The sequence below is a fragment of the Winogradskyella flava genome (genome assembly GCF_014243395.1).
GTDB lineage: Bacteria > Bacteroidota > Bacteroidia > Flavobacteriales > Flavobacteriaceae > Winogradskyella > Winogradskyella flava.
Genome location: NZ_JACLCP010000001.1, coordinates 431,466 through 449,531 on the forward strand (window position 1 = coordinate 431,466; position 18,066 = coordinate 449,531).

The 18,066-nt window shown below is 35.1% G+C and carries 21 protein-coding genes; 1 reads left to right on the plus strand and 20 read right to left on the minus strand.

Translation table 11 applies throughout. From position 1 onward, the window contains the following. Nucleotides 1-49: 49 nt before the first annotated feature. From H7F21_RS01855 to H7F21_RS01940, 18 genes are all read right to left on the minus strand, one after another. Complete coding sequence (locus H7F21_RS01855; protein WP_185787533.1) at nucleotides 50-604, minus strand: hypothetical protein; 555 nt, start codon at nucleotides 602-604, stop codon at nucleotides 50-52. Next, a complete protein-coding gene (locus H7F21_RS01860) occupies nucleotides 601-1,086 on the minus strand; it encodes an RNA polymerase sigma factor (RefSeq protein WP_185787534.1) in 486 nt (161 codons plus the stop codon). The genes H7F21_RS01855 and H7F21_RS01860 overlap by 4 nt, the downstream gene beginning before the upstream one ends. Before the next feature lie 4 nt (nucleotides 1,087-1,090). Then, complete coding sequence (locus H7F21_RS01865; RefSeq protein ID WP_185787535.1) at nucleotides 1,091-1,927, minus strand: alpha/beta fold hydrolase; 837 nt, start codon at nucleotides 1,925-1,927, stop codon at nucleotides 1,091-1,093. A 179-nt stretch (nucleotides 1,928-2,106) separates the two neighbouring features. Further along, a complete protein-coding gene (gene atpG, locus H7F21_RS01870; protein ID WP_185787536.1) occupies nucleotides 2,107-2,970 on the minus strand; it encodes an ATP synthase F1 subunit gamma in 864 nt (287 codons plus the stop codon). Nucleotides 2,971-3,059: 89 nt separating this feature from the next. Beyond that, the gene (gene atpA, locus H7F21_RS01875) at nucleotides 3,060-4,640 is read right to left on the minus strand and encodes a F0F1 ATP synthase subunit alpha (RefSeq protein WP_185787537.1); all 1,581 of its coding nucleotides are present in this window, start codon (nucleotides 4,638-4,640) and stop codon (nucleotides 3,060-3,062) included. A gap of 27 nt (nucleotides 4,641-4,667) precedes the next feature. Beyond that, the gene (gene atpH, locus H7F21_RS01880; protein ID WP_185787538.1) at nucleotides 4,668-5,204 is read right to left on the minus strand and encodes an ATP synthase F1 subunit delta; all 537 of its coding nucleotides are present in this window, start codon (nucleotides 5,202-5,204) and stop codon (nucleotides 4,668-4,670) included. A gap of 6 nt (nucleotides 5,205-5,210) precedes the next feature. After that, nucleotides 5,211-5,705, minus strand: coding sequence for a F0F1 ATP synthase subunit B (locus H7F21_RS01885; RefSeq protein ID WP_185787539.1), 495 nt, complete (start codon nucleotides 5,703-5,705; stop codon nucleotides 5,211-5,213). A 112-nt stretch (nucleotides 5,706-5,817) separates the two neighbouring features. Continuing rightward, nucleotides 5,818-6,024 (minus strand): ATP synthase F0 subunit C, encoded by a 207-nt coding sequence (atpE, locus tag H7F21_RS01890; protein ID WP_103050608.1) that lies wholly within the window; start codon nucleotides 6,022-6,024, stop codon nucleotides 5,818-5,820. Nucleotides 6,025-6,043: 19 nt separating this feature from the next. Then, entirely contained in the window at nucleotides 6,044-7,144 is a 1,101-nt protein-coding gene (gene atpB / locus H7F21_RS01895; protein WP_185787540.1) for a F0F1 ATP synthase subunit A, read from the minus strand. A 148-nt stretch (nucleotides 7,145-7,292) separates the two neighbouring features. Then, entirely contained in the window at nucleotides 7,293-7,688 is a 396-nt protein-coding gene (locus H7F21_RS01900; RefSeq protein ID WP_185787541.1) for a hypothetical protein, read from the minus strand. Next, nucleotides 7,689-7,946 (minus strand): AtpZ/AtpI family protein, encoded by a 258-nt coding sequence (locus tag H7F21_RS17325; protein WP_185787542.1) that lies wholly within the window; start codon nucleotides 7,944-7,946, stop codon nucleotides 7,689-7,691. Then, nucleotides 7,885-8,331, minus strand: a complete 447-nt coding sequence (locus tag H7F21_RS01910) for a bactofilin family protein (RefSeq protein WP_185787543.1) — start codon at nucleotides 8,329-8,331, stop codon at nucleotides 7,885-7,887. The genes H7F21_RS17325 and H7F21_RS01910 overlap by 62 nt, the downstream gene beginning before the upstream one ends. A gap of 17 nt (nucleotides 8,332-8,348) precedes the next feature. Then, nucleotides 8,349-10,970 carry a type IX secretion system periplasmic lipoprotein PorW/SprE gene (porW, locus tag H7F21_RS01915; RefSeq protein WP_343067415.1) on the minus strand — a complete coding sequence of 874 codons (2,622 nt, stop codon included), beginning with the start codon at nucleotides 10,968-10,970 and terminating at the stop codon, nucleotides 8,349-8,351. 191 nt (nucleotides 10,971-11,161) lie between these two features. Beyond that, on the minus strand, nucleotides 11,162-11,884 hold the full coding sequence (locus tag H7F21_RS01920) for an ABC transporter ATP-binding protein (protein WP_185787544.1): 723 nt from the start codon (nucleotides 11,882-11,884) through the stop codon (nucleotides 11,162-11,164). A 15-nt stretch (nucleotides 11,885-11,899) separates the two neighbouring features. Next, nucleotides 11,900-13,378: a DUF5687 family protein gene (locus H7F21_RS01925; protein WP_185787545.1), complete on the minus strand. Its 1,479-nt coding sequence runs from the start codon at nucleotides 13,376-13,378 to the stop codon at nucleotides 11,900-11,902. Nucleotides 13,379-13,437: 59 nt separating this feature from the next. Further along, on the minus strand, nucleotides 13,438-14,130 hold the full coding sequence (locus tag H7F21_RS01930) for a hypothetical protein (RefSeq protein WP_185787546.1): 693 nt from the start codon (nucleotides 14,128-14,130) through the stop codon (nucleotides 13,438-13,440). Continuing rightward, on the minus strand, nucleotides 14,127-14,846 hold the full coding sequence (locus H7F21_RS01935) for a hypothetical protein (protein WP_185787547.1): 720 nt from the start codon (nucleotides 14,844-14,846) through the stop codon (nucleotides 14,127-14,129). Before H7F21_RS01935 ends, H7F21_RS01930 begins: the two co-directional genes overlap by 4 nt. Nucleotides 14,847-14,849: 3 nt before the next feature. After that, the gene (locus H7F21_RS01940; RefSeq protein ID WP_185787548.1) at nucleotides 14,850-15,182 is read right to left on the minus strand and encodes a PadR family transcriptional regulator; all 333 of its coding nucleotides are present in this window, start codon (nucleotides 15,180-15,182) and stop codon (nucleotides 14,850-14,852) included. Between the two features lie 111 nt (nucleotides 15,183-15,293). Between H7F21_RS01940 and H7F21_RS01945 the strand changes: the two genes are divergently transcribed. Beyond that, nucleotides 15,294-16,352 (plus strand): ferredoxin--NADP reductase, encoded by a 1,059-nt coding sequence (locus H7F21_RS01945; protein WP_185787549.1) that lies wholly within the window; start codon nucleotides 15,294-15,296, stop codon nucleotides 16,350-16,352. A 38-nt stretch (nucleotides 16,353-16,390) separates the two neighbouring features. Here H7F21_RS01945 and H7F21_RS01950 read toward each other — a convergent pair whose 3' ends face one another. Together H7F21_RS01950 and H7F21_RS01955 are read right to left on the minus strand one after the other, a co-directional pair. Continuing rightward, on the minus strand, nucleotides 16,391-17,371 hold the full coding sequence (locus tag H7F21_RS01950) for a glycosyltransferase family 9 protein (protein ID WP_185788530.1): 981 nt from the start codon (nucleotides 17,369-17,371) through the stop codon (nucleotides 16,391-16,393). A 79-nt stretch (nucleotides 17,372-17,450) separates the two neighbouring features. Then, nucleotides 17,451-18,059, minus strand: a complete 609-nt coding sequence (locus H7F21_RS01955; protein ID WP_185787550.1) for a DUF4254 domain-containing protein — start codon at nucleotides 18,057-18,059, stop codon at nucleotides 17,451-17,453. Nucleotides 18,060-18,066: the final 7 nt, after the last annotated feature.

The window sequence follows — 18,066 nt, forward strand, 5'->3', positions numbered from 1 at the left end:
TTTACTTTGTCGGATTTTTTTGCATTTAATCGACGAAATGCATGATGTCCTACGCGATTAAACTTCTTAAAACGAATAGTTCTTTCTTGATTTGCATAAAAATGAGATATGCTCCAACAACTAAAACAATTAGACCTGATACTTTAATATAGGTATAAAAACCTGTTGAGAGTGCTGACTTAAATAATGGCATTAAGATGACAAAACCAATAACGTATAGAACAAGAATAATTGGGGTAAATATATAATGGGTTCTAAGTCTAACCTTGTAATAGGCAATCATTTCCTCTTTAAACTTTCCTAACGACAAGTCGTATTTAATCTGTTTGAGTTGTCTAAGACTTAACAACTCCATTAAAATTCTAACTATAACACTCAGAATCATTATACCAAGACCTATTGTCATTGTTTGCATTGAATAGGCTTTGACATAAAAAAAGAATATTACTAAAATAGCTACAGTAATACTTAAAATAATACTTGTGAGACGCTGTCCACTCTTCAAGCGCCTTGTTTTTTCAATAACTTTCTTTGCTCCATTATTAGGCGCTTGCTTATTGGCCTGATTTTGCCATTTTATCCGTATATCTTCAAATTCTTTCATTTTTTAACACATTTAGTTAATTCATTTTTTATGCGGTGAAGACGAACTCTAATGGCTTCGTGCTTAACACCAACTATTTCAGCGATTTCCTTTTGAGGTAAGCCCTCAAGAGCTAATAGAATTATTGTCTTGCTATTTTCACTTAATTTATCAATACATCCATACAATTGGATGAACTGCTGTTCTCGACTTTCCGAATGCGAATCGTTGTTGCTCTCAACATGCATAGGCAAGTTGTTGGAAAGTCTTAATTTCTTTTTCTTTCTCAAGCTCATTAAGCATGTATTGACCGTAATTCTATAAATCCAAGTCGATAACGCTGAATGATTCTTGAAGTCACCAAGATTCTCCCAAACTTTTATAAAGACGTCCTGGGTTAAATCTTGAGCTTGAGATTCATTTCCATTGGTATAGCCCATGCACAACCTTATAACTTTAGGGTAGTTCTCTTTATAAATCGTATCAAATTGTGTTTGACGCATGATTTTAGTTTAATCCACTTATAATGGTTTCTAACAGCCATTCTGGTTGATCATACATTATAAAGTGTGCCGAGTCTTTAGCATATTTAATCTGATAATTCTCAAGTTTTTTATATTGGTCCTTGTAGGTCATTTTAACTGTTTCCTCTCCATAAGGCTTTGTTGCTGCCAATAATAAAACAGGTATCTTAATCTTCGCTATATCTTCTCTTAAATCCAATTTTAAAAGATCGGTAAAGCCATAAACATATGTTTCTCTGTCGGTCTTAATAATCCAGTCTTTAATCAACGCTCTTTTTTCTTCATTTAAAACCATTCCTGAAGCCATCTGGGAAGCCATAAGTTCAAAATCTTCATCATTCATACTTATCATTTGTTTGTTATACGGTGTATCATAGGCAATCATGTTACTATCGTAATTAGGAATCATCAAAGCACCTGATGATGGTAAGGCATCTACAGCAATGATTTGCTTAAAGCTTTCTTTATTCTCCGAGGCTAGCCATAAACTTAAAGTACCGCCTAAACTATGTCCAATTAAGGTAATATTCTCTAGCTTATTTTCTGAAATATAAGCTACAATTTCATCTTTAATTTTTGGCAACCATGGTTTTTCAATAGCTGGTACATCTCCAAATCCTGCAAATGTAAAGACATGACATTCATTTGTTTTGGAAAGCTCATTAACTACGTCATCCCAAACTTCACCAGGACAGGTAAAGCCAGGAAATAAAAAAATTGGTGCTCCTTCTCCTTTTATATCAACTGTGAACGCTGTTGATTGAGCGGATAAAGTAACAGATATTAAAAAAGTGAAGATTAAACATTTTAAAGTTTTCATGATATAAATTTTTATAGTTTCCCTTTAGATTCAAAACTTTAAAAATGTTACATAAAAAAACCCAACTCTTAAAAGTTGGGTTTGATGTTCTAAAAGATGCTAAACTAAATTCAGCATGATATACTTTTGTTATTCAATGCTTCGCATTTTTAAAGCATTTGACTTTGCTTTCGCTTCGTCTAATTGTTTAATGCTTCCGCACCACCTACAATTTCCAAGATTTCGTTAGTAATCGCTGCTTGTCTCGCTTTATTATACGTTAACTTTAATTGATCTCTAAGCTCAGTTGCATTATCAGTTGCCTTATGCATTGCGGTCATACGTGCACCATGCTCAGAAGCAAAAGAATCTCTAATGCCTTTAAACAACTGCGTTTTTAAAGACTTTGGAATTAATGTTTCCACTATTTCTTGCTTAGATGGCTCAAAAATATAATCTAAATTTGCATGTGCATCTTCGCCTTCAATGGGTACAATCGGCAAGAATTGCTCGGTCATCACAATTTGAGTTGCTGCATTTTTGAAACTATTATAGACCAACTCTACTTTGTCATAATCACCTTCAACGAACTTCTTCATGATCATTTCAGCAATTTCAGCAACATTTTCAAAAGTCAAATCATCAAATACTTCACTTTTGTTGGCAATCACTTTATCTTGCTTAGCAAACGCATCGTTAGCTTTTTTACCAACGGCCAGCACAGACACGTTTTTATCAGCATAAACATCATTAATTAAAATATTAACTTGCTTAATGATGTTAGAGTTAAACGCACCACATAATCCTCTATTAGAAGTTATGGCAACCACTAAAACGTTCTTAACTTCTCTTTGAACAGAATACTTACTTCCAGAATCAGCATCTAAAGTAGCACTTAAACTCTGTAGTAATTCTGTTAACTTATTAGAGTAAGGACGCATGGCGGTAATGGCATCTTGTGCCTTCTTTAACTTTGCAGCGGATACCATTTTCATAGCACTGGTAATCTGCATCGTTGAGGATACTGAAGATATTCTGTTACGTATTTCTTTTAAGTTTGCCATTTTTTCAAGTTATGAGTTACGAGTTATGCGTTATGAGTTTTATACATTGCTAAGCAACTATAAACTTTTCACTTTAAACTCTAAACTTTTTATCCTCTATACTTACTTGTAAGGTCTTTGGCTACATTTGTCAATGTATCAATTACCTCATCAGTTAATTTACCAGATTTTAATGTATCTAGAGTGCCTCTATGCTTAGCGTTTAAGAATTCAATAAAATCTCTTTCGAATTCTTTCACTTTTTCTACGGGAACATCTCTTAATAAGTTCTTAGAACCAGCATAAATAATCGCAATCTGATCTTCTACAGTAAATGGATCGTTTTGAGCTTGCTTTAAGATCTCAACGTTACGCTTACCTTTTTCAATGACATTTAAAGTAGAAGCATCTAAATCTGAACCAAACTTAGCAAACGCTTCTAATTCACGGAACTGAGCTTGATCTAATTTTAATGTACCAGATACTTTCTTCATGGATTTAATCTGTGCGTTACCACCAACACGAGATACAGAAATACCTACGTTAATCGCTGGACGTACACCAGAATTAAATAAATCACCATCTAAGAAAATCTGACCATCTGTAATCGAAATTACATTGGTTGGAATATAAGCTGATACATCACCTGCTTGTGTTTCAATGATTGGTAATGCCGTTAAAGAACCACCACCTTTTACCATTGGCTTAAGAGACTCTGGCAAATCATTCATCTCTTTCGCAATAGCATCATCATTAATAACTTTTGCAGAACGCTCTAATAATCTAGAGTGTAGATAGAAAACGTCACCAGGATACGCCTCGCGTCCTGGAGGACGACGTAATAATAAAGATACCTCACGGTATGCTACCGCTTGCTTAGATAAATCATCATAAATGATTAATGCTGGGCGACCAGTATCTCTAAAATATTCTCCAATAGAAGCTCCTGTCATTGGTGCATATACTTGCATCGCTGCTGGATCTGATGCGTTAGCTGCTACAATTGTAGTATAAGCAAGAGCACCTCTTTCTTCTAATGTTTTTGCAATGTTTGCAACTGTTGACGCTTTTTGACCAACAGCTACATATATACAGTATACAGGGTTACCGGCATCGTAAAATTCTTTTTGATTTAAGATAGTATCAATACAAACCGTTGTTTTACCTGTTTGTCGGTCACCAATAACCAACTCACGTTGTCCTCTACCTACAGGAATCATAGCATCAATCGCCTTAATACCTGTTTGTAAAGGTTCTGTTACTGGCTCTCTGTAGATTACACCTGGCGCTTTACGCTCAACTGGCATTTCGTAAGTCTCACCAGCGATCGGTCCTTTACCATCAATTGGATTACCTAATGTATCTACAACACGTCCAACAATACCTTCACCTACTTTCACAGATGCAATACGCTCAGTACGTTTTACCGTAGAACCTTCTTTTACCCCTACTGAAGTACCTAAAAGTACGATACCTACATTATCTTCTTCAAGGTTAAGTACGATACCTTCTGCACCACCTTCGAATTCCACTAACTCACCATATTGTGCGTTAGCTAATCCGTAAGCACGTACAATACCATCACCTACAGTTAATACTGTTCCTACTTCGTCTAATGAAGCACCTGCTTCAAAACCTGAAAGTTGTTGTTTTAAGATTGCTGATATTTCAGCTGGTTTTACTTCTGCCATCTTTATTTATATTAGATAGATATTATCTTAATTTAATGTAAATTCTCTTTTTAATTTATCGAGTTTGTTTGCGATACTAGCGTTATACTGTGTATCTCCAACTCGTAAAATGAAACCACCTAAAATGCTCTCATCTATAATATTTTCTATTTCTGCTTCCTTACCTGTAAGTTCTTTGACCTTAACCAAAACTTTAGTCTTTAAATCTCCCGTTAAAGGCACTGCTGTAGTAACCTGAGCAACCTGACTTCCTCTTAATTGATCAAATAGTTGTACATAACTTGAAGCCACTTCACCTAAAAGCGCTAGTCTTTTATTTGAAATTAAGGTATTGACTAAATTTTCTGAATTAGCGCTCACTTTAGGAAACACAGAGGATAACACAGACTTCTTGTCTGCAGATCTTACAACAGGATTTTGAAGCATTTGTCTAAGCTCATCACTTTGAGCAATCGTTTCAGAGATAAGTTTCATATCACTATTAACCGCTTCTGCTGCTTTTTGATCTTGTGCTAAGCTTAAAACCGCTTTAGCATATCGTACTGCTGCTCTTGATCCTGACATTTATACTTATTTTAAGGTTGCTTCACCCAACATATCTTCAACCAACTTCAGTTGCTTGTCTTTGTTAGATAATTCATTACGCACTACTTTTTCAGCGATGTCTAAAGACAATCCTGCAACATGGCTCTTTAATTCTGCCATTGCCGCTTTCTTTTCACTTTCAATAGCAGCTTGCGCTTTCTCTATAATCTTACTTGCCTTTTCCTGAGCTTCAGTTTCTGCTTTGGCAATGGTCTGTTCTCTTATTTCTCTCGCATCTTTAAGCATCGCTTCACGCTCTGCACGTGCTTCTTGTAGAATACGCTCATTATCTGCTTGAAGATTTTCCATCTCCTTACGTGCATTTTCAGCAGACGCCAACGCCTCCTTAATTCCCTCTTCTCTTTCGCTAACGGCGCCTAGAATAGGTTTCCATGCAAACTTTCTTAATAAAAACAATAATATTAGGAACGTTATAATTGTCCAAAATACTAATCCAAATCCAGGTTTAATTAAATCCATGTTTTATAAATTCTTTTTAATCTAAATTTTATTCTCCGTCACTTAAGTTATGAAGAACGATAAAAACTACAGAAGCAGCCAACCGCTACTTCTGTAGTTAGTGTAATCATAATTATACGATTAACGCTGCTACAACGCCAAATAACGCTACCGCTTCTACGAAGGCTGCTAAAATTAATGCAGAAGATTGAATCTTTCCATGCATTTCTGGTTGACGTGCCATAGCTTCCATAGCAGATCCACCAATTTTACCAATACCTACACCAGCTCCGATAGCCGCTAAACCAGCTCCAATAGCTGCAATTCCAGTAATAGTCATAATATAAAATTTAAATTAATTAATGATGCGCTTCCTCAGTTGCCATTCCAAAATAGAGGGCTGACAATACTGTAAATATATATGCTTGTATTGCTGTGACTACAATTTCAATGATCCCAATAAATAATGAGAACGCTACTGAAACTGGTGCTACTGCAACAGATTTAAAAATAAATATTAGAGACATTAACGCTAATATGATAATATGGCCCGCTGTGATGTTAGCAAACAAACGAATCATAAGCGAAATTGGCTTTGTAAATATTCCTATAATTTCTATTGGCGCTAAAAATATCTTCATTGGCACAGGTACGCCCGGCATCCAGAAAATATGCTTCCAATAGTTTTTGTTTCCACTAAATGTTGTGATGATGAATGTAAATATTGCCAATACCATTGTAAACGCAATGTTACCACTAAGGTTGGCTCCGTTTAAAATTGGAATCAAACCAAAGATGTTGTTAATCCAGATAAAGAAAAATACAGTTAATAGGTAAGGCATATATTTTTTATACTTATGCTCACCAATCATTGGTTTTGCAATTTCGTCTCTCACAAACACAACCAATGGCTCCACAAAACTTGCAATACCTGACGGTACATTATCACTTGATTTTTTGTAGCGGCGTGCTGCAGTAAAGAAAATTAATAGTAGCACCGCAACCGAAATCCACATCATAAAGACATTTCTTGTAATTGAAAAATCCAAAGGCATTTCTGCATTTGTAGGGTGCCCCTCTTCGTCTAACTTTACGGCCGTCTCACCTGCATTAAGTTGGTAAATTTTTTCGTGAACATTAACGAATTTCCCACCGTTTTTCTCTACAATCTCATGACCGTGGTAATCGTGATGGAACTCAGAAGACATAAAAGTCGTTAAGCCATTGTCCGTCCAAAGAATAACTGGTAGCGGAATAGTAATATGTTTCTCATCTTCCTTACCTTCGTTAAGCGTAATGATATGCATACCATACGCATCCTTAACGTGATGCATAATCATTGACTTGGCGTCAAACTTTTCATCATCTCCTCCTTCTTTAGCATCCTTGGCAAAACCAAAACTAAATACTGATAAAAACAGAACTGTAAATACTGTACGTTTTAAGGTGCTTAATGTCATTCTTTGTGGCTTTAAAATACCTTCTTTTAAATTCGCTGCAAATGTACGTACATTAAATGAATTGACAAACAATAATTTTGGTATAATTTTAAAGGCCTTATAATCGGTAAAAACAAGTAATTCAAAGACTTATTTGAAATAAAAAATTCTATTCTTTTTGAAGAAATCTGGTGAGTGTAAAAACCTCGAAAAACAAAAACAAGAAATACGGAATAAAAAAGTTGAAAACATCTGGCTGTTTATTTTCTACATCCGACAGTATTAATGGAAGCAAGAAAACTATGGCTAAAGCCATTTTTAAAAATGTCATTACCATGAAAACATTAAATATATCTGTCTTTCCAGAAGAATATCTATAATTAATAATGGTGTAAAGCACCAAAGTCACAACAAGATGAAACGTATAAATCTGCCATACGGGAAAGAAGAATTCCATATCACTTGCAAAATGATATAGCAGATAACTATGAATCCCAAATAAAACGGCACTGACACCTATTAATTGCAACAGAAATGTGATTTGCCTTTTCTTAAACGCTTCCATTTAACTATCTTTTGAAGCTGCAATAATACGTCTAATTACAAAAACAATTGATAGTACTACAGATAATAATGACAGTACTATAGTATAGAGATTGTGCTTATTTGGATAGTGTACATCTAATTTTACACCAGCATAAGAACCAATGCCAATAATGGCAAACATTTGTATAGCTATACCCGAAAAACGAGCATATGTATTAAGCCTGTCTTTCTGGTCTTTGGGTGGCTTGTTCTGACGGCTTTGCCTTGGTTGGTTCATTAGGTAATGCTTTTACTGTGCCTTTCATGCTACATGTTGCATTAAATGTCGCTCCTGGTTCTACTGCCAATTTAGTTGTATGAACCTCTCCTTCAATATGAGCTGTAGATTTTAAGGATAAAGTTCCAGATAATATGAGCTTACCTGAAAATTTCCCTTCAAAATCGGCATTCTCACCTTGCAAAGTTCCTTTAATAAGTCCTGATTTACCTACTACAACTTTTCCCGTAGTTTTTACATTGCCCTCAACTGTTCCGTCTATCCTAAAAGGACCTTGGCTGGCAATATCTCCTACAATTTTTGTGCCTTGTGCTATAACATTTTGTTGCGTACTTGTCTCCATAGTGCTTGATTGTTTAGGTTTTTTATTTTCTGAAGAAAACATCTCGATTTGGTATTAAGTTATTGTAACTCTAAATATGTATTTAAATTTTTATGTCGTTGAATAATGGCATAATTTGGTGAGGATATCGCAAAATATTCCTTTGTAATTCTTGGCTTGGCTGGTCGTCCTCTTTCATCTTTATTTTCAGATTGAAGCAATTGGGCAAAACCACTCGCGCCTTGAATACTTTTTAATCCATGAACCACTACAAAGGTAGTGTTTTCGTCGTATAGATCTTTGGAAACTGTTAAATCAAAGTACTTTACCTTGAGGACTTCCTCATTCAAAATTTTCATAAATGCTTCTATATCCTCGCCAGAGCCATTCTCGAACTTGTAAATAACATTAAAATTTTTAGGCTTGTCGTCATTTATAAAGTCTTTCTTAGCCAGCACAGGAATAGCATTTTTTAATAGTTCCTGAGCCTTTTTACCTTCTTCTGTATTAGGATATGTTAATGCAATATAGTCAATACCTTCCTTGTAGGCTTCAAAACCATAAAGTCTTCCTTTGGCGGAAGTTTTGAGAATTTCGAATTTTGGCACAAAATCATCACCTTCCAAACGCTTAATCTGAGCTTCTGTTTCAGCAATAACCTCAGCATAGGCTTCTTCTTCAAACTTCTTGTATAAATTGGTGTAGATAACCTCGGGGCTGTTTTCGTCCTTGGATAATTCAGATTCTGGATTTAAGAGAATTTCCGCATAGCGCGACTCTGGATAATTGGCAATAATGTCACTTTTCATTGCTTCAGCTTTTCTATTCAGACCCAATTCCTGGTAAATCTTATACAAATTATACTTTGAAGGTAGAATTAATCGATTCTCAGGATCGTTCTTTAAAAGCTTCTCAAATCTAGATTTAGACAATACCAATTCCTTAAACTTTTCCTTGTAAATAATTCCAAGTTGATAATAGGCGAAATTCCTTTCCTTGGCTATACTATCTATCTCTTTTTGTTCTGTCGGTAGCGAGGCTATGTAGGTCTCTGGGTTATATCGTTCCTCTTCTTTAGCTGATTCTGCAATATCAACTTTATTATCTACATTACTAACCGTTGCTCGTTGATCTGACAATCGCCAGTTATCCTGAAGTTTTCGATCTCCCCAAAGTTTTAGAAATTCATTTTTTCCATAGGCTACTGTGGTAGGATTATAAAAGTAGAAGTTACTAGATCCCGGTTTACTTGCTGTGCTTTTTTTAGAGCCAAATTCCCCTTGTAGACTTCTTGAGCTCATGCTCGATCGCGTCTGTCTATCAAAATCGTTAGTTGAAGCAGATGTCTGTGTTTGTTGCTTTTTCAACTCGGCTTCCTTGCGTTTCTCTTCTTCTATTGCCAATGCTTTTAATCGCTCGGCATATTCAGAGTAAAGCCTTAGTTGTTCTTCCTTAGGAAGACTTATCATGTACAAAAGACTGTCATTAGTCTGAGCTACTCCCTCATAATAAATAACATCATCTAAATTTTCACGCTTCCTTTTAAGGATTCTATAAGGCTTTGTGTTTTTGACCATAGCAGTCATGGTACTATCGTAATACGCTCCCGCAGTTTTATAAACATTACGATCAAAATACATGTTACCCAGTGTTTCATAACTGAGTGACTTTAAATAATTGTCCGATGTTGTTTTTCTAAGAGACTTATTATAGTAAGCCTCAGCTAAACTATCTGAGGCATTATTCCTATGGTATTCTGCAATACGATAATATATTTTATCCAGGAATGGTCTATTCTCTCTATTTTCTTCTAATTCAGTAAGGTATTCTTGAAACTCAAGTTCGTCACCATTGGCCACATCAAAATTATAAGATCGCTCTAAGTGCGCATTAATGTAAAACGACCTTGGAATTTGTCTATGCATATCTATGATTGCATCAAATTCCATATTGGCACTATCTTTTTCCCTGAACTCATTATAGAGCTGACCTCTTATATAGCGATAGCGTGCTTTTTCAGTCTTAACCTTTGTGTTTTCTGCTGCAATACCAAGTTGGGTTAGGGCACTGTCTTTAGCTTTAATATTTATATAAGCCTGAGCCAAAGCGGCAGTTGCATCCGCTAAGTCTTGACCCTCGATATCCTCATACCTAAGCAAACGCTTTAGTTTCTTAATAGCGCCCTCGTTATTATCTAGTCTCATATTAGACTTTTCGCGCCATATTTTTACTTGGTTGATCTTATCGCTTGTAGGATATTTATTTAAGATGTTATTGAAAGCGGCAAGCGCTGGCACAAAACGTTGGTCGAAATATCGCGCCTTGCCCAATAATAGATAAGCTTCATCTATCTGAGGGTTTTTTTCCTTTCCCTCGATATTCATACCATGCTTTTGAATGGCTTTTATTGCTTTCTCCTCGGCACGTTCAAAATCTGCATTTTTAGTTTGTCCGGGAAGAAAAATATCCTCGCTCACTGTCATGCGCTCTACTGGAAGAAGCTCCCAAAAGTTTTCCGTAAACTCATCATTTACACCTAACTTACCACGTTCTAAAGCTATATTACCATTATAGAGAATATTGTATTCCGTACCAAGGGCGTGAAAATTTCTATTGATAAAGGTATCCTTTTTACGCGAACAACCTTGAGCGATCATCGCTAATAAAAAGACTGATAATATAGGTTTAATTTGAAATTGCAACGTTGGTTCTATTTGGTCAATAGATAACTAAACTATTGGGTTTTTAGTGTGTTAAGTGGTAAAAATAAACATCTTTTTGAATTTTTGATGTTATTTGGCAGGTTTTCGAGGAATAACAGGGTTCTAGTCAATAAAAAAACCCGTAATCAAGAATTAATAATTACGAGTTTTTAAAGTAAGATTGCTTGTTTTTATTCCTCTTCTTGAGAAGTAGCCATACCGCTTGCAAAATGTGCCTCCAATTCTTTTAAGGTGGTTGGATTGGTCTCTAAGTCCTTGACAACATTTCCTTTTTCTAACACTACAATACGCTCGCATACGTCAGTGACATGCATTAAATCATGGCTAGACACTAAAATGGTTACGCCTTGTTTTTCAGCTAAATCTTTAAGAATTTGCTTTAAGCGGATTTGAGTCGTAGGATCCAAGTTGGCAAATGGCTCATCAAGAATAATAACTTCAGGATTTCCTATAAGTGCTGCAACAATGCCCGCTTTCTTTTGATTACCTTTACTTAGATCACGCAGGTACTTTTTCTTGCCTATAATTTCTCCATTAAAGAAATCCTCGAACTGTGCCGTTAGAGCATCAACATCTGCCTTATTTTGCCCTCGTAAATCGCCAATAAAATAGAAGTACTCTTCTGGGGTTAAGTAACCAATTAAAAAGCTTTCATCAATAAAAGATGATGTAAAAGGTTTCCATTCTTCACTTTGATCTACAACAACACTGTTGCTTGTAATACTTCCTGTGGTTGGCTTTATTAAATCGAGAAGTAGACTGAAATAAGTCGTCTTTCCTGCACCATTATTCCCAACCAAACCAAAACTCTGGCCTTTTGGGATAGATAATTCTTCAATATTTAGAACCGTAGTTCCACTGTATGATTTTGAAAGGTCTTTAGTATATATCATTTTGTCGGTGTGTTATTAGTTGTCTTGACTAAAAGCGTCAATCATTTTATATTTAGAATCGAGATATTTTTGCGTGATAAATCCCATTAATTTCTTATGAAATACAATACCTAAAATTCCAAGAATAATAAGCATCGCAACTGCTGCCTCGAAAGCGATGAGCCAGTTGATTAGCGCAAACAATCCCATTGGTACTAGCATTAAAGGAATACCAATTAACCATTGTACTGCGCCGGTACCTTGGTAATTAAAGGCTGCTTTTTTATCTAAATCTATCTTTTTTCTGTTGAAAGAACCACCCCAAAGTATCACATGCGAGTTAACCCCTATATTATAAATTGCAGCCGCAAAATGTGCTATTAAAATTTTCCAACCGAAATAGACGTATGGAATGCCCAAAACAAATAAGATGACAACACTCATGACCATAAGTATAAACTTAGAACGCAAGTATTGTTCATATTTAATATTTTGGCTCATTAACATTTTATAGTAGCCACTATCCCAAGCAGGTATAAACTGTCCGAAATTGATAAGGAAAAAACCTGTTGAAAAAATACCAATAAAGGCAAACATAAATTCCATTTCACGGTACATGGGTTGCGGATAGAAAAACAGGCCATAAAGCACACCTATAACCAAAAGCATTGCCATGGATTTGGTTCGTTTATTTCGCCAGATAAGTTTTAAATCCAACTGCATAAATGGCGCAATATCCCCAAATCTATTGGTCCATGATAAATCGGCCGCTTTAACTTCTGTGACTTTAGATTTTAGCGAGCTATCCAGAAATAATTTATCCTTTAGGATTTTAAAATTATAAACATAAAAAACGGCTAATATTGCAAATGGTATTAAAATGAAAATAGGGTTATTGGCAATATACATTAGGCCATCACCAACAAGCGTCTTCATTGGTAAGACATTAAAGTAATCTAGACCAAACAACGTACCAACAACGGCTATAACTGGGAGAAAAGACAGTTCCGTTTCAGCAGAAAAGGCCTCAATAATAAAATTCAGAAAATTTATAATGAGCACAATGATGATCATTGTAAGCATCCATGTTAAAATCATGGAGGTCGAATAACCATCCCTAATAAGCATAATACTAAATGGTATTATTGCAAATAATGGCAAGAAATTGAAAAATGACAATGCTGATTTCCCTAAAACGAAGTTGACTATTGTAGACCGTTTAATGGGTGTGGTTAAAAGTGGTTTTACACTCATAACTGGTAGTTTCTGCAGAAAAAAACGCATTAGTAAGTCGCCAATTATCCAATAAAACATAAAACCATTGGCCACAACAAATGCGTCTTGTTCCGGAAAGGCTTTCTTTAAAATAAAAAGTAGGCCAAAGCCTAAACCAAGAAACATAACAACAAAATATAATGCAAAAAACACTAATAAAATATTAAGTGCAATGCTCTTTTGCCAATACGAGGAACGGAAGTATTGTTTCCATTCTAGATTAAGAAAGTGCTTTATCATAGCTTTTGGTTAGTTAATGTGATGGATTAGTAGTATTTCTTTATGCTTTGTTACAAACGCTATACAAATTTGTAATCTGGGTGTTGTTTTGCCATTTGTATTCTCAATTTTGGTGACACTATAAAAATTGAAATATAGATTAACATTCCTAATAGCACAATTACTATAGAACATATAACTTGAAATAGTATTGGCCATTTATCAATTGATTCAAAAAAAACTCCAGTATATAAGGGGATACTCAATATATGAATCAAACCTCCCAATTGAAGATTAATGGATTCAAAAAGCCATTTTTTGTTCGTTACATATTCAGTTTTTCGGATACGTTTAGCAACATTTATAAAGAAAACGGTTGGTACTATAAATAATATAGTAAATGCTGGAATCACTATCCAATTTTTATTAGGAGTAAGTTGAAGTATTTCAAAAAACAACCAAGTCGAAAGCAATGTCAGTATGATTTTTGGCAACTTAAAAAAGTCTTTAAAGTAGGTCCAAACCAAATTTCTGTAGTAGGAATTTAAAGCCTTTGTTTTTTCTTCTATGACATTGCTAAAACCCATGATTCCGAATTTTTTGAATTCTGCTTTTAGAGCATCATCGAAAGATATTTTTTGATTTTCTTGCCATTGTGCTTCAATCCCATTAGCCAAATGATCTACCAGTTCAGTTTGCACATCGAACCATTCCACATAGTGCTTTTGAGTGAACGTATAAAGCTCCTGTATTTGAGAATTGGTGAGTTTCATGAGCACATAAGTTTATATTCCTTTTGATTCTCTTTAAATATTTGCTTATAAGTGGCAAGGCCATGTCTTGCAAAGGGAAATAAACAAACAAAAGTCACGGTCAAATACACATAGGGTTTGTTTGCCGCGTCTTCATAGTATGAGTTAAAAATGCCCATTGACAAATAAGACATACATACGTACAAACTGCTAAGATTAACGGCCATTTGCATTTTAAGAGATCTCCTGTTAGATCGATCAAAAACACCAAAGAATACCTTGGAAATTTCTGGTACGAAACAGACAATCAAGGCTATAATTGCTGAAGTTTTAGGGCTTTGTTGATGCACATTATAAACTACCCCAATAACAATTAAGATTTCTATAAAAAAACGAAATGACATTAAATACTTAGGAAATGTTTTCCAAAACCGCTTTCTGTGTTGTCTACCCATTTCTTTTTGCGCTTTTAACGTAAACTTCTTAAAGCCTTTATTGTCAATATGCAATGCTTTTTCAAAGTCCAAATCGTAAGTGTAGCCATTGTGAATTCGGTTCCCGAAGCCATGATGCACATCTAGTAATGCCTCGTTGAATGAAATGCCTTCATTGTCAATCTTATCTTCAATAGCAGAGACGATATGATCTAAAAGTTCTAATCGCACATCCCAGAATTTCACTTCATTTTTTATGAGATAATTCTCAATATATTTTATTTCCTCTTTTGTGAGTTTCATCTACTAAACCAATTTCGGATTTACCAACTTCTGCATGGTCTTAATATATTCTGCAAGCTCATTGAGTTTGCTAATGGTTTCTTTTGTTCCTGTTTCGGTAAGTTTATAATACTTTCGTAAGCGGTTATCGACTTTTGCCAACTCAACATCCAACAAGCCTTCCGCTTCCAATTTGTGTAGTGCAGGATAGAGGGCTCCCTCAGTTATATTGAGCTCCCCTTTAGTCAAGACTTTTACCTTTTGTGTAATCTCATAACCGTACATTTTGTCGTGCTCATTCAGCAACTTCAGAATAATAGTGTTTAAACTGCCCTTGTATAATTTTGAATTACTCATATTACAAATATACATAATTTCCTTATGTATAAGAATCTTAGGTATTATTTAATTCTTAAATTCTAGTTTCAAAAAGTAAGGCTTCCTTATTTTTGCAAAAAAATTATTGTAATGTCACAATTTCATTCGCTACATATAAAATCAATAGATAAGGTAACCAGTAAGTCTGTTGCCATAACTTTTGATATTCCTGACAACTTAAAAGATAATTTCGCTTTTGAAGCAGGTCAGTACATCACTCTAAAAACTACCATTGATGGTGAAGACGTTCGCCGCGATTATTCTATCTGCTCCTCGAAACATAGTGGAGACCTTACAGTTGCTGTTAAAGCTGTTAAAAATGGAACATTTTCTGTTTATGCCAACGACAAACTCAAGGCAGGTGATATAATTGACGTTGCAGAACCTAATGGGCGATTTGTATTTGAGCCCAATGAAGCAAAGACCAGAAGCGTAGCTGCTTTTGCTGCTGGTAGCGGCATTACACCAATATTAAGTATTGCGAAAACTTTGCTAGAAGACGAACCTTTCAGCAACTTTATTTTGGTTTATGGCAACAAATCTGTTGAAGACACTATGTTTTTTAAAGATCTCATGGCCTTAAAAAATGCATATGGGAATCGTATCCACATCCATTTTATTTACAGTCAAGCTCATGAAGATGATGCATTATTTGGTCGCATCGAAAAAAGTACGGTCAATCTTATTGTAAAAAACAAGTACAGAGACGTGACTATAGAAAAGTTCTATCTCTGTGGGCCAGAGCAAATGATTAATACTGTAAAGGATGTATTGGTTGAAAATAACATTAAGGAGAAAAATATTTTATTTGAATTGTTTACTGCTCCAGTCGAAACTGATGGTGACTCAACCATTGCGATATCTAACGGTAACTCAAAAATAAAGGTGCTTGTTGATGATGAAGCGTTTGAATTTGAAATGCCTCAAGAGCAATCCATTCTAGAAGCCGCTTTAAAACAAGATATTGACGCTCCATATTCTTGTCAAGGCGGTATTTGCAGTAGCTGTATTGCACGATTAACAGAAGGTGAGGCCAAAATGCGCCAAAATAATATTCTTACAGATAGTGAAGTGGCCGAAGGTCTGATTTTAACCTGCCAAGCCCATCCTACTTCTGCTAGTGTTGTTGTGGATTATGACGATGTTTAAATTAGAATGTTAGATTAATTAGAACTTTAGACGAAAATCTATGCTTCAATAACTTTTTTAACTTTTGAAACTACGTTACCAACGGAAATACTTCCTGCTGCATTTTCGTAATCCTCAGGATATTTGTTTCCGTAAATTGAAGTCGGAATTAATGGATATTGAGTTCTATCTGCGATTAAAGCAAATTCCTCTGGCTGATTGAAAGGTGCAAAGCCCGCAAATGGGTGAGTTACTCCCCAAATTGTAATGACTTTGATACCAAGCATTGCTGCTAAATGCCCATTACCTGAATCCATGGACAGCATTACATCTAGATTAGAGATTAGAGCTAATTCTTCGTCTAAACTCAATTTTCCTGCTACGGAATTCACAGTATCGAATTTTTCTTCAATTTTACTAAGCAGTTCAACTTCCGTAGTTCCTCCTCCGAATAAAATTACGTTGTAATTTTCAGATAATTCAGCAATCACTTCTTTCATTTTGTCTAATGGATACATTTTACTTTGGTGTGCTGCAAATGGTGCTATACCAATAGTTTTAAGTTTCAAATTAGAAACAAAAGCGTTTAATTTTGAAGTCAGCTGAATCTTTGCGGGAAATTTTGGTTGTTTTAAATCAACTTTATAGTCTAATGTTGCAAATACATCGGCATAGCGTTGATGGGTCGTTTTTAGTTGTTGAAAAACTATACCAGATGTCAAAGCCTTTTTCTCGGCTCTTCCTTTATCAAGCTGAACGACCTTTTTTCCAATAAAAAAGAATTTCAAAATCTTGCTACGAAGTACGTTGTGCAAATCTGCAACAGTATCAAACTTTAGTGCTCTTAATTCTTTGGATAATTTGTAAAGTCCTAAGACACCCTTGTGTTTACCTTTTAGATCTGCCGTATAAACTTCAACGTTGTTAATCCCAAGAAAAAATGGCGCAAAGAACGCTCTGGTAACTATTGTAATTTTTAGTTCCGGAAATTGCTCAGATAAAGCCCTTATCAAAGGAACGGTCATAGCCACATCGCCCATGGCAGAAAACCTAATGACAAGTATGTGGGTTGTATTCTGCACCTCGAAATATTTAGTGAGATCCTGTTTTGGCGAGAATTTATTTCTGTCCTCTCAAAACAGGGTTAAGCTCATCGTCATTATACATTTTCATTTGCTTGTACACTTTCATGTACTTATCGCCATTGGAAATGTCGTTAAGCAAATCGTCAATTGCAGTACTTAGATCTTTTCGCTGTTCTAATAATATATTGAGTTTCTTTTGACAAGCTGCTTTGTGTGCATCAGAGGCATCTTCACGTATGGTTTCCAAATGCATGTGGTAAATCTTTAAAGCCAGAATAGATAATCGATCAATAGCCCAAGCAGGACTTTCGGAGTTTATTTTGGCGCCTGGCTTAACGGCAACATCTTTATACTTATTCAAGAAATAGCTATCAATAAACTCAACTGTATCTGTTCTATCTTGGTTAGAGGCATCAATCATTCGCTTTAACTTCAATGCGGCTACAGGGTCAATATTTGGATCTCTTATAATGTCTTCATAAGCCCATTGCACCGTGTCTATCCAACATTTTCTGTATAATAAATGAGCGATTACATCTTCATTTTTGTTGTACTTATTTATAAATGGCTGGTCTACAGTATTAAGAATCTTGTACGTTTTTATAGCATCCTGAAAAATGGAATTGGCTTTTTCTGAAAACATTTCTTAT